Origin of the sequence: Microbispora triticiradicis (assembly GCF_005864065.1) — a bacterium.
GTDB lineage: Bacteria > Actinomycetota > Actinomycetes > Streptosporangiales > Streptosporangiaceae > Microbispora > Microbispora triticiradicis.
In genome coordinates this window covers 1,027,894-1,040,384 of record NZ_VANP01000001.1, presented here as the reverse complement: position 1 = coordinate 1,040,384, position 12,491 = coordinate 1,027,894, and the positions used below count along the sequence as shown (strand labels likewise).

Genomic DNA, 12,491 nt, shown 5'->3' with positions numbered 1-12,491 from the left:
GAAAGGCAGCTCAGGGCAGCCAGGAGACGCGGCCGCGCAGCAGGCCGTACCCGACGAAGGCGACCACGTCGATCACCGTGTGCGCGACGATCAGCGGCATCGTGCGCCCCCAGCGCTGGTACAGCCGGCCGAAGACCACGCCCATCGCGATGTTGCCGACGAAGCCGCCGAAGCCCTGGTAGAGGTGATAGGAGCCGCGCAGGACGGCCGACGCGCCCACCGACCGCCACGGCGACCAGCCGCGCTGCCGCAGCCGGTGCAGCAGATACCCGCTGACCAGCACCTCCTCCAGCACACCGTTCTGGGCGGCCTCGGCGATGAGGACGGGAACCCGCCACCAGGCGTCCGGCAGGCTGTCCGGGACGACGTTGAGGTTGATCCCGGACCTGAAGGCGAACAGGTAGAACACCAGCCCCGTGCCGCCGATCACGGCCGCCAGCGCGGCGCCGCGCAGCGTGTCGCGGCCCGGCTCCCGCCAGTCGGCCCCGATCGTCCGCATCGACTCGCCCGACCGCGCCAGCAGGTACGCGACGAGCCCCACCGGGGCCACGTTCACCGCGATCCCCGCGAGGTGCAGCGTGAGGTCCAGCCACGGACGGCCGGGGGCCAGCGAGCCGACGAGCACGGCGTGCTGGTCGCCCAGTTCCTTCGGCGCGGTCAGCGCGCCGACCAGACGGATGAGCGACAGCAGCGCGCTGGCGCCGAGCGACACCGCGAAGACCGCGACGATCTCCGGGCCGATCAGCCGCGGGGTGAGACCACGCAGGCCGTCCTGCTCGGCGGGCACCTGTTCAGCGGGCCCCTGCTCATCGGGCACGGCGGCGACCGGCCGTCCGGGAACGTCCTCCATGCTGGCAGGGTAGCCGCCCCCGGGACACGGTCGTCCGCCCGCGCAACCCGTTCAGCCCGCTCAGTACGGCAGCACACTGGTCTTGAAAGCCGGTGCCACGAACGCCGCCTTGAACTTCGGGAAGGCCACGGTCTTCGCGTTGCCGTCCGAGGTGTACCGGTCGGTGGGGTTGGCCTTCAGCCAGTCGAGCCAGGCCATCGAGCAGAACTTCTTGCAGTCGCCGACCTTGTTCTCCTTCGACCTGATCCGCGGGATGCTGAGAGGGTCGAAGTCCTTGGTGAACGGCGACGGCGCGGGGGTGTACCCGGCCAGGAACACGCCCTTGTAGTCGTAGCGCACCCCTCCGGACGCCCCCTGCAGCGCCCACTTCTTCTCGTGCGGCTGGTTGCCGTACGGCAGGGCGAGCGTGACCGGCGGCGTCTTGATAAGCGACGTGATCAGCGTCTGCCCCGCCACGATCTGCTTCTCCACCTCGTCCTTCGGCTTGCCGAGCAGGTTGAGGTGATCGCGGGTGTGGTTGCCGATGTCGAAGTTGTGGTCCTTGAGCCACTGCAGGACCTGGATCTGCTCCTCCGGACGGGCCTTGCCGAACAGGTCCTTGATCACGTACATGGTCGCCACCGGCCGGAAGCCCGGGTGCTTCTTCGCGACGTCCATGAGGATGCCGATCGCGCAGTCCGGCGCCGGATTGCCCATGCCGTCCAGCGTGAGCTGGGCGGGCGAGGAGTCGTCGAACGTCAGCACCACCGGGTGCTTACCCGCCGGAATGTCGATCTTTCCGGTGACGTACTCGGCCGCGGTGATCGGCACGTAGTCCTCGGCCGCCAGCCGCTCCAGCTCGTCCCGGAAGTCCTTCGGGCTGCGGTCGTCGCCCGGCGGCGGGTTCTGCACGATCCGGTGATACATGATCACCGGAATCTGTCCCAGCTCGTTGGCCTTCACCTGGGCGGCGGCGGCCATCTCGGACTTGCGCAGCGCCGCCTCGTTGGCCACCTTGTTCCGCTGGTGACCGGCCTGGCCCGCCTGCGTGGCGTGTTTGCCGCCGCCGGTCGCGCAGCCGGAGAGCGTGGCGGAGGCCCCGGCCACACCCACCAGCGCCGCGACGACGCCGGCAATCCTGAAGCGCCCCATGGATCCCCCTCATCGGGCCGCGCTTGACGATGAGGGGCTCCTACCCGCCGGATGCGATCACTTCACGGCGCGTAGGACAAACATCACGCTAAGTGAGAGACATGTGCGGCTCGGCGCAGAAGGCCACGCCGTCCCCGCCGATGTGCACCCGTCCCTCGGAGGCGGGGACGAAGACGGACTCCCCGGGACGCAGCTTGACCTCGCCACCCCCAGTGGCGCCCCCGGTGGCACCCCCGGTCGTCCCCACGTTCACGACGCCTTCGACACACAGCACGATCCGGGGCGCCGCGTCGACGAACACTCCGGCCGCGCCGGGCGCGATCCTGCGGAGCAGGAACTCCGGCACCGGCGGCACGTACGCGCCGTCGTCCGGCTCCACCACCACGGGCTGCGCCACGGGGTCGGTGATCCGCAGCAGTTCCTCCACGTCGATGTGCTTGCCGGTGAGGCCGGCCCGCAGCACGTTGTCGGAGCACGCCATGACCTCCACGGCGAAGCCGTCGAGATAGCAGTGCGGCACCCCGGCCCCGAGGAACAACGCCTCCCCGGGGGCGAGCGTGTGCCGCCGCATCAGCAGCGGCGCCAGCACGGCCGGGTCCTCCGGATACCGCCGGGCCAGCCGCGTGACGAGCGCGTAGTCGGGCGCGTGGACCGACGAGGCCGCCCACACCACCGACTCGACCAGCTTCCGGCGGGAGCCCGGCCACTCCAGCAGCGTCCGCAGCGCGCCGATCACGTCGCCGTCACCCAGAGCCTGCACCACCGGCCGCAGCGGCTCGACGTGCAGCCGGTCGATCAGCATCGCCGACTGCTCGGCCGGCCGGAACCCGGCCAGCCCGGTGAACGGCGTGAGCGCGCAGACCAGCTCGGGCTTGTGCCACGGGTCGGTGTAGTTCGCGTCGCCCCGCGCGTGGCCGGCCGCGGCCTGCTCGGCGTCCGGATGCACCTGCAGCGACAGCGGCCGCTCCACCGCGATCAGCTTCAGCAGGTACGGCAGCCGCCCGCCGAACCGCTCCGCGACCGTCTCGCCGAGCGTCCCGGCGGGGTCCGCGGCGATCACGTCGGTGAGCGTCGTCTCGGCCCCGTCCCTGGTCAGCCGGGAGGGAGCGGCGGGGTGGGCGCCGAGCCACATCTCCGCCTCGGGTCCGGCGGCAGTGCGGCCGGTGAGGGCGGCGATGGCCGTCCTGGAACCCCAGGGGTAGTCCTTGATGGGGTTGGTGAGCAGGTCCACGTGCGTCCTCTCGCATGCGGCGGGGAAAGAGCGAGCGCGGTCCGAGACTAACGGGATTCGTTGACACACCGGAGCACCGGGTGCCGGACCAGCGCGCCGGGGTCGGGACGGCCGCCGGTGACGTGGAAGACCGCCGTCTCGCCCGGCAGCAGCGTGACGAGCTGGTCGTCCACCGTCGCCCGGGGATCGAGCCGGTCGGGGAAGATCGCGAGCTCGCGCACCAGCGTCCGCGCGGTCACGGTCACCCGCAGGCCGTCCTCGGTCTCCTCGACCACCGTGTCCATCTCGGCCGGGGGATAGTCCATCGCCGGGTCCTCGCGCGGGAACCACAGCGCGCGGGCGTCGCCGAGGGTCGCCACCAGCACCTCCCCCGCCGGGTTCCCGGCCCGCGCCACCGCCTCGGGCAGGTCCACGGACGCCGTGCCGCGCGCCGGGACCGACACGTCGAAGCGCTCCTTGGCCAGGATCTCGCCCGCCAGGCTGAGCCGTTCGACGGCGAGCTCACCCGACCACGCCTCGCAGGCGTCGTTCACCACCGCCAGCGCGTCCCCCTGGAAGGTGAGCAGCCGGTCGGCGAAGGCCCGGCGCAGCGCGTACCACAGCGGCTTGCGCCGCCCGCCGCCGTCCACGGCGGCCCAGGAGGTGACCGGCCAGCAGTCGTTGAGCTGCCACACGATCGTGCCCATGCAGTACGGCGCGAGCGCCCGGAACCGCTCGATCCCGAACGCCATCGCCCTGGCCTGGTTGAGCTGGGTGTAGTAGTGCCAGTCGTCGAAGCCGTCCGGCCGGGGCAGGTGCTCGCCGAGGCCGCGGAGCAGCTTGAGGCCGCCGTCGACCGCCTTCTGGTGGTGCGCGACCCCCGGGGACGACGGCGTCAGCGGGTCGTCGGAGACCGCGGCGCGCAGGGTAGCGTACGCCGGCGGGCCCTGGAAGCCGAACTCGGCCACGAACCTCGGCGTGTAGGTCGCGTAGTGGTGGTAGTCGTGGGTGTTCCAGACGGTCCAGATGTGGACGGTGCCCCGGGACGGGTCGTTGGGCGGCAGGTCGGGGGAGCCGGAGTAGGGGCTGCCCGGCCAGTACGGCCGGGCCGGGTCGAGCTCAGCGACGATCCGGGGCAGCAGGTCGTAGTAGAAGGCGCCGCCCCAGCCGCGGCCCTCCAGGTTCTCCTGCCATCCCCAGTCGGCGTGGCCCTCGATGTTCTCGTTGTTGCCGCACCACAGCACGAGGCTCGGATGGCGGGTCAGGCGGGCGACGTGCTCCCGGGCCTCGGCCTCGATCTCCGCCGCGAACGGGCCCTCCTCGGGGTAGGCCGCGCAGGCGAACGGGAAGTCCTGCCAGACCAGCAGGCCCATCTCGTCGGCGAGGTCGTAGAAGTCGTCGCTCTCGTACATCCCGCCGCCCCACACCCGCAGGCAGTTGGCGCCCGCCCCGGCCGCCTGGGCGAACCGCTCGGCCAGGCGGTCACGGGTGATCCGGCTGGGGAAGCAGTCGTCGGGGATCCAGTTGAACCCCTTCACGAAGACCGGCACGCCGTTGACCACGACCGTGAACGCGTCGCCGGTGCGGTCGAGCTCGACCGACCGGAATCCGATCCGGCCCCTCCACTCCTGGTCCTCCAGGCCTACGACCAGGTCGTACAGGGGCTGCTCGCCGTACCCGCGCGGCCACCAGAGGTCGGGGTCCGGCACGGTCAGCGTGACGACGGACCGGCGCGCCCCGGCCGCGACGGTCACACTCTCCGTCACACCCGCCACCGTGGCCGTGAGGGTGAGCGGGCGCTCGGCGGCGCGCTCGACCGTCACGTGCACCTCGACGGTGCCGTCCCCGGACACCAGGGGACGCACCTCGGCCAGGCGGGCGGTGCTCCAGGTCTCGATGCCGATGGGCCGCCAGATCCCGGCGGTGACCAGCGTCGGTCCCCAGTCCCAGCCGAAATTGCAGGCCATCTTGCGGATGAACTGGTACGGCTCGTCGTACGCGCCGGGCCGGTCGCCGAGCGCCGCCTTCTGCGCCTCCGCGTACCCGTACGGCGGGTCGAACAGGATCCGCAGCGTGTTGTCGCCCGCCTGCAGCAGGTGCCGCACCGGGAAGCGGTACGACCGGTGCATGTTGGCCGTCCGGCCGATCTCGACGCCGTTGAGCACGAGCGTGGCGACCGTGTCGAGCCCGGCGCAGACCAGGTCGGCCCGGTCGTCGCCGGTGTCGTCCTCCCCCGGCTCCCAGGTGAAGGTGGTCTCGTAGGCCCACGCCGTACGGCCGATCCAGGTGAGCCCCTCCTCGTTGTCGTCCAGGTAGGGGTCCTCGATCAGCCCGGCGGCGAGGAGATCGGTGTGGACGCAGCCGGGAACGGACGCGGGCAGCCCCGCGACCACGGGCCGGAGCTGCCCGGTCGACGACACGGCGGTGACGGTCCACCCGTCGTGCAGGGGACGGTACGAGCTCACGCTCTCTCCTTCGTCTTCTTCTCCTCAGGCGCGGCTCCCGCGCAGCCGGAGCAGGCCACGAAGTGCCCGTCCGCCACCTCGGCCAGCCCGGGACGGGTCCGGCTCCCCTGCGCCGCCTCGTGATACGCGCACGGCAGGTCCTCCGCCCGCTCCTCCGCCGTGCCGTCTACCGGGGCATCCGTCCACTTGGTGTGCAGGCGCGGGACCGCGGCCAGCAGCGATCGCGTGTACGGATGCCTCGGGTCGCCGAACACGAGGGGGGTCGGGCCCATCTCGGCGATCCTCCCGTCCCGCAGCACCACGGTCCGGTCGCTGACGTAGTTGCCGAGCGACAGGTCGTGCGTGACGAACAGGATGCCGAGGCCCCGCGCCCGCAGGTCGGCGAGCAGGTTGAGCACGTCGATCCGGGTGGACGCGTCGAGCATGCTGATGATCTCGTCGGCGACCAGCAGCCGGATGTCGAGCAGCACGGCCCGGGCGATCAGCATGCGCTGGAGCTGGCCTCCGCTGAGCTGGTGGGGATACTTGCCGAGGACGTTGCCGGGATCGAGCCGCACGCTCTCCAGCGCGTCCTCCACGCGCCCCCGCCACTCACGGGCGCCCACCCCGGGGAAGTACTGCTCCTTGATCAAGGCGAAGACCCGGTCGGCCCGGAAGATGGGGTTGAAGCAGCTGAAGGGGTCCTGGAAGACGCCCTGCACCTGCCGGTAGTACTCCTTGCGGTCCCTGATCGAGGAGATGTCCCGGCCGTCCAGGGTGATCGTGCCGCCGCTGACCTGGGTGAGGCGCAGGACCATCCGGCCGATCGTGCTCTTGCCGCTGCCGCTCTCGCCGATGAGCGAGACCACCTCTCCCTCCCCGACCTCGAAGCCGACGCCGGAGACGGCCGTCAGCGCGCGCCCGCCGAACGCGCCGACGCGGTAGACCTTGGAGACGCCATCCAGTTTCAGCATTCACTCGGCCTTCCAGCAGGCGACGAGGTGGCCGGGGGCCACCTCCGCGAACGGCGGCTGCTCGGCGCACTGCTCGAACGCCACCGGGCAGCGGTCCCGGAACCGGCATCCCCCGGGCGGGTTCAGCAGGGACGGCGGGTTGCCGGGGATCCCGGCCAGCCGCCGGTCCTCGTAGCGCACCCCCACCTCCGGCAGCGCGGAGATGAGCTGCCTGGTGTACGGATGCCTCGGCGCGGTGACGAGCACCTCGGCCGGAGCCTTCTCGGCCAGCCGCCCCGCGTACATCACGAGGATCGTGTCGGCGATCTGGTACACGAGCGAGATGTCGTGGGTGACGACCATCATGCTGGTCACCAGCCCGTGGTCGCGGAACCCGAGCAGCGTCGTGGCCACGGCCTTCTGGCTCGACACGTCGAGCGCGGAGGTGACCTCGTCGGCGATCAGCAGCGAGGGGTTCAGCAGCGTGGAGACCACCATGACCACCCGCTGCTTCATGCCGCCGGACAGCTCGATCGGGTAGCGCCCGAGCACGTCCTTCGACAGGCCGACCAGCTCCAGCCGGCGCTCCAGCTCGGCGGTGCCGCCGGGCACGCCCCGCGCCGCCAGCAGCTCGCCGACCATCTTCCCGATCTTCCTGGTCGGGTTGAGCGCGCTCATCGAGTACTGCGGGATGAGCGACACCTCCCGGAAGCGGAACTCGTCCATCGCCCGGTCGTCGGCGATCGGCAGTGTCCTGCCGTCCAGCTCGACCGTGCCGCCGGCGTGGCGCATGCGGCCGTCCAGCCGGATCAGGCTTTTGGCGAGCGTGGACTTGCCCGAGCCCGACTCCCCGGCCAGGCCCATGATCTCGCCGTCCGCGACGGAGAACGTGACGCCGTCGAGCGCCTTCACCTCGCCGCGCAGCGTCCGGTAGTAGACCCGGAGGTCGGTGACACTCAGCGCCACGTCACATCTCCCTCAGCTTCGGGTTGAACACCTCGTCCAGCCCGACGTTCATGACGTAGAGCGCGCCGACGATCGCCGTGATGCCGGCCCCCGGCGGGACGAACCACCACCACATGCCGAGCTGGAGGGCACTCCACCGGGCCGCGTTGTTGAGCATCAGCCCGAGGGAGACCGAGTCGGTCGGGCCGAGCCCGATGAAGTCGAGCGAGGCCGCGATCAGGATCGCGCTGCCGAACAGCAGGATGAACGTCAGGAACAGGTACGAGCTCATGTTCGGCGCGATCTCCCGAAGGATGATCTTCGGGGTGCGCACCCCGCTCAACCGGGCCAGGTCCACGAAGTCGCGTGAGCGCAGCGAGAACGTCTGCGCCCTGATCGCCCGCGCGGCCCACGGCCAGGAGGTCAGCCCGATGAACAGCGCCTGCACGCCGACGCTGCGCACCCCGAGGTACGCGTTGACGATCAGCAGCACCACCAGCGCGGGCAGCACGAGCACGATGTTGGTGACCATGGTGAGCAATTCGTCGACCCACCCGCCGCGGTAGCCCGCGACGAAACCCACGACCATGCCGACGACCGACGCCAGCACGCCGCCGAGCACGCCCACCAGGAACGTCGACCGCAGGCCGTACAGGAACTGGGCGAAGACGTCCTGGCCGAACGTCGTGGTGCCGAACCAGAACTCCCCCGACGGCGGCGCCATGGCGGGCCCGACGTAGTCGGCGGGCTTGTGGTCGATCGTCATGGGCCCGACCACCCCGGCCACGAGGAAGACGGCGACGACGACCGTGCCGACGACCAGCTTGCGGTTGCGCAGCGCGAAGTGCAGCGCCTCGTTTCTCACGCCGTTCCTCCCATCCCCGTGCGGGTACGCGGATCCACCAGGACGTACGCGATGTCGATGACGAAGTTGGCGATCAGCACGCCGACGACGACGAACAGTAAGGTCCCCTGCAGCAGGAAGAAGTCCTGGTTCTGGATCGCCTGGAGGATCAGGTGGCCGAGCCCGGGATAGCTGAAGACGATCTCGGTCACCAGCGCGCCCGCCACGAGCACGCCGAGTTGCAGGGCGAGGCCGGTCACCTGGGGCAGGATCGCGTTCCTGAAGGCGTAGCGCCGCACCAGCCGCATCGGCGCGCCGAGCGCCCGCAGGTAGTTGACGTAGTCCGCCTCCAGCTCATAGATGATCATGTTGCGCATGCCGATCGCCCAGCCGCCGAACGCGACCAGGAACAGCGAGGCGAACGGGAGGAACCAGTGCTGGGCGAGGCTGCCCAGGAACTCCCCCGACCAGGACGGCTGGAGGTCGTAGCCGTACGCCCCGGCGACCGGGAAGATTCCCGCGATGATGCCGAACGCCCAGGCCAGCAGGATCGCCAGCCACATGTACGGCGTGGCGGTCAGCACGTAGCCGAGCGGCAGCACCGTGTTGTCCAGCCACTTGCGCCGCGCCGCGAACGCGCCGAACCGGTTGCCGGCGACCCAGCTCAGCAGGATGGACGGGATCAGCAGGCCCAGCGTGTACGGCACGGCCCGGACGATCACGTCCGTGACCGGCGTCGGGAACAGCCAGATGCTGATGCCGAGGTCCCCCCGTAACAGCGAGCCCCAGAAGTTGAGGTACTGCCGCCACAGCGGCAGGTCGAAGCCGAACATCGCGGTGTAGTGGGCGCGCATGGCCTCGACGGCCGCCGGCTGCGCGACGTTGGCCCGCGAGAGCATGCTCTGCACGGGGTCGCCCGGCATGAACCGGGGGATCATCCAGTTGACGGTCACGGCCACGAAGAACGTCAGGCCGTAGACGAGAAGCTTTCTGCCGAAGTAGCGGCGCACGTCGACCTCCCGGTCGCGGAACGGCGCCCCCCTCACAGCGGGGAAGGGGACGCGAAAAGATCAGCCGCCGGAGGCCGGCTGGAGTTCGGTGAGCATGAGCGTGCCGCCCATCTCCAGCCAGTTGCGCCACACCGTCGGCGGATACTTCGGCGTGCCCTGCGCACTGGTCGGCCAGTTCTTCCAGACCGAGTTGGTGGTCTGGGACCACAGGCCGTTGTACCAGAGGGGGATGACGGGCATGTCGTCCAGCTGGATCTTCTGCAGCTCCGAGGTGATCTTCTTCATGCCCTCCAGGTCCTCGGGCTTGACCTGGTCGAGCTGCTGGGTGAGCTCCCACGCCCGCTTGTTCTCGTACCGGCCGTAGTTCGTCGTGGTCTGCAGCTTCTGCACCGGCAGGCGGAACAGGTAGTCGTAGTACAGCCAGGGGGTGTTCGCGAGCTGCTTGTCGTTGTTGATGACCATGTCGTACTTGCCGGAGTTGCGAATGTCGACGAGCGCGTTGTAGTCGGGGAAGTCGGCCTCGACGTCGATGCCGGCGGCCTTGGCGCTGGAGCTGATGACCCGGGCGGCCTCCATCCAGTCGGTCCACCCGGCGGGCACGATGAGCTTCAGCGAGATCTTGGCGCCACTCGGCGATTCCACCAGCCCGTCGCCGTTGCGGTCCTTGTACCCGGCGTCGGCCAGCAGCTGCTTGGCCTTGTCGGGGTTGTAGGAGAAGCCCATCTGGGAGGTGACGTTCTTGTCGATGTACTTGTCCCACTGCGGCAGCAGGCCGGTCGGGTCGGAGGCCTTGACCAGGTTGCCGTAGACGCCCTCGACGATCTTCTTGGTGTCGATCGAGTAGGCGACCGCCTTGCGGAACTCCTTGTCGTCCATCGGCTTCTTGGTGGTGTTGAACCACAGCCACGCCGTGTTCGCCGACAGCATGTACGGCGGCTGGTCGTAGTAGGTCTTGATGCCGAAGTTGCCCTTGACCAGGTTCGCGATGCCCGGCAGGAAGTTCACGCTGAGGTCGAGGCCCTTCTGCAGCAGCAGGCCCATCGCGACCTCGTTGCTGGAGTTGACGATGTCGACGACGTACTTCGGCTTGACGTCCTTGTTCAGCGCCTTCGTCGCCCACCATCCGTCGCGCTTGACCCAGACCATGCGGTCCTGGTCGTGCGACTGGTAGGCGTACGGACCGGTGCCGATGGGCTTCTCGTTGATCCCGTTCATCACCTCGTCCTCCGACCTGCTCTCCCACAGGTGCTTGGGAACGATGGCCCGGCTGTAGAGGTGGTTGGCCCACTCCTGGTAGTTGGCCGTGGTGAAGGTGAACTTCACCGTGTAGTCGTCGACCTTGTCGGCGGACTTCATCCACGACCACAGCGGGTGGTAGGGAACGGTCTCGAACTTGCCGAGCTCGAAGGTGAAGATGACATCGTCGGCGGTGAAGGGCTTGCCGTCCGACCAGGTGATCCCCTTGCGCAGCTTGAGCGTGTACTCCAGGCCGCCGGTCCAGTCGCCGCTCTCGGCCAGCCAGGGCGAGAACCTGTCGGTGTTCGGGTCGTACATGAACAGCGTCTCGTAGACCAGGCCCTTGGTGCCGGTGGCGAAGTCCCACTCGCGCAGGGGGTTCCAGTTCGCCGGGGGGCCCCACTGGGTGCCGCTGGTGTAGAGGGTCTGGTTGCGGGGGAAGGCTCCACCGCCGCTGCCGCCCGCCGCCGGGGCGGCCGCTCCTCCCGCGGCCCCTCCCGTCGCGCCGCCCGGGGCCGTCGACCCGCCGCTCGAGCAGGCCGCGCCTAATAAGCCGGTCACCAGCACCGGTACAAGAAACCGCGCTCGGTTTCGCATGGTGTCTCTCCTTCCCCCACGCGACGCCGCGCGGGGTCTGCATCCAGGCCCCGATGTTGCTCGGCTCGCTACTGCTGAACCGGATAAGTGCCGAAACCGTAAAATCCGGATGTCGGTGGTGTCAATAGGAAGAAGATGGAGGCAAAGTAACGGTAGTAAGCTGACAGCCACTGGACCGGTTCAGCCCGAGGGGACACGTGAGAAGACCGACCATCGCGGACATCGCACGCCAGGCGGGAGTCTCCAAGGGGGCGGTCTCGTACGCCCTGAACGGCCAGCCGGGAGTGTCGGAGGCCACCAGGGCGCGCATCCTGGCCATCGCCGACGAGATCGGCTGGCGGCCGAACATCGCCGCCCGCGCGCTCAACGGCGCCCGCGCGCACGCGGTGGGCCTCGCCCTGTGCCGGCCCGCCCGCTTCCTCGGCGTCGAGCCGTTCTTCATGGAACTGATCAGCGGCATCGAGGCCGAGCTCTCTGCCCGCTCGTACGCGTTACTGCTCCAGGTGGTCGGCGACCACGAGACGGAGATGGGCGTCTACCGCCGCTGGTGGGGAGAGGGCCGGGTGGACGGCGCGATCCTCGTCGACCTCCACCTCGACGACCCCCGGGTGCCGGAGATCGAGGAGATGGGCATGCCCGTCGTCGTGATCGGGCACCCCTCGGCCGCCGGGTCGCTCCTGCCGGTCTGGGCCGACGACGGCGCGGCCGTACGGGAGACGGTGGAGTATCTCGCCGCGCTCGGGCACCGGCGCATCGCCCGCGTCGCCGGTCTGCCGCGGCTCGTCCACACGGTCATCCGCGACCGCGCGTTCACCGATGTCTGCGCCGGCCTCGGCCTCGACGTCTGCCCCACGGTGCACACCGACTACACCGGCGAGGAGGGGGCCCGGGCGACCCGCCGGCTGCTCAGCTCGCCCGACCGCCCCACCGCGATCGTCTACGACAACGACATCATGGCCGTGGCCGGTCTGTCCGTCGCCCAGGAGATGCGGCTCGACGTGCCCGCCGACCTGTCCATCGTCGCCTGGGACGACTCCCCGCTCTGCCAGGTCGTCCGGCCGCCGCTGACCGTGCTCGCCCGCGACATCCCGGCGTACGGCGGGCACGCGGCGCAGCGGCTGCTGTCGCTGATCGACGGCGCGGACACCAGGCATCTGGAGGACGAGCCCCCGCGCCTCACCACCCGGGGCAGCACGGCCCCGCCCGCCTGACGGTTCACGCATTTGGAAGGTGGCGTTCAGGGAAGATCGCTACACTTGGCCCCGTTTGCC

Annotated in this window: 10 protein-coding genes; 1 reads left to right on the top strand and 9 read right to left on the bottom strand. The window is 70.1% G+C overall.

The window, feature by feature from the left end; genetic code table 11:
* Window positions 1-10: 10 nt before the first annotated feature.
* From FED44_RS04890 to FED44_RS04850, 9 genes are all read right to left on the bottom strand, one after another.
* Window positions 11-850 (bottom strand): CPBP family intramembrane glutamic endopeptidase, encoded by an 840-nt coding sequence (locus tag FED44_RS04890; protein WP_111697639.1) that lies wholly within the window; start codon window positions 848-850, stop codon window positions 11-13.
* 60 nt (window positions 851-910) lie between these two features.
* Window positions 911-1,981, bottom strand: coding sequence for a polysaccharide deacetylase family protein (locus FED44_RS04885; RefSeq protein ID WP_138459850.1), 1,071 nt, complete (start codon window positions 1,979-1,981; stop codon window positions 911-913).
* Window positions 1,982-2,069: 88 nt separating this feature from the next.
* The gene (gene manA, locus FED44_RS04880) at window positions 2,070-3,212 is read right to left on the bottom strand and encodes a mannose-6-phosphate isomerase, class I (protein ID WP_138459849.1); all 1,143 of its coding nucleotides are present in this window, start codon (window positions 3,210-3,212) and stop codon (window positions 2,070-2,072) included.
* Between the two features lie 47 nt (window positions 3,213-3,259).
* A complete protein-coding gene (locus FED44_RS04875) occupies window positions 3,260-5,656 on the bottom strand; it encodes a glycoside hydrolase family 2 protein (protein WP_138459848.1) in 2,397 nt (798 codons plus the stop codon).
* Window positions 5,653-6,609, bottom strand: coding sequence for an ABC transporter ATP-binding protein (locus FED44_RS04870; protein ID WP_138459847.1), 957 nt, complete (start codon window positions 6,607-6,609; stop codon window positions 5,653-5,655). The genes FED44_RS04875 and FED44_RS04870 overlap by 4 nt, the downstream gene beginning before the upstream one ends.
* Window positions 6,610-7,554, bottom strand: a complete 945-nt coding sequence (locus FED44_RS04865; protein WP_138459846.1) for an ABC transporter ATP-binding protein — start codon at window positions 7,552-7,554, stop codon at window positions 6,610-6,612.
* A gap of 1 nt (window position 7,555) precedes the next feature.
* Window positions 7,556-8,398, bottom strand: coding sequence for an ABC transporter permease (locus tag FED44_RS04860; protein WP_111697633.1), 843 nt, complete (start codon window positions 8,396-8,398; stop codon window positions 7,556-7,558).
* Window positions 8,395-9,387 carry an ABC transporter permease gene (locus FED44_RS04855; protein ID WP_138459934.1) on the bottom strand — a complete coding sequence of 331 codons (993 nt, stop codon included), beginning with the start codon at window positions 9,385-9,387 and terminating at the stop codon, window positions 8,395-8,397. Before FED44_RS04855 ends, FED44_RS04860 begins: the two co-directional genes overlap by 4 nt.
* Before the next feature lie 60 nt (window positions 9,388-9,447).
* Window positions 9,448-11,220 carry an ABC transporter substrate-binding protein gene (locus FED44_RS04850; protein WP_111697631.1) on the bottom strand — a complete coding sequence of 591 codons (1,773 nt, stop codon included), beginning with the start codon at window positions 11,218-11,220 and terminating at the stop codon, window positions 9,448-9,450.
* 197 nt (window positions 11,221-11,417) lie between these two features.
* Between FED44_RS04850 and FED44_RS04845 the strand changes: the two genes are divergently transcribed.
* Window positions 11,418-12,431 (top strand): LacI family DNA-binding transcriptional regulator, encoded by a 1,014-nt coding sequence (locus FED44_RS04845; protein ID WP_111697630.1) that lies wholly within the window; start codon window positions 11,418-11,420, stop codon window positions 12,429-12,431.
* Window positions 12,432-12,491: the final 60 nt, after the last annotated feature.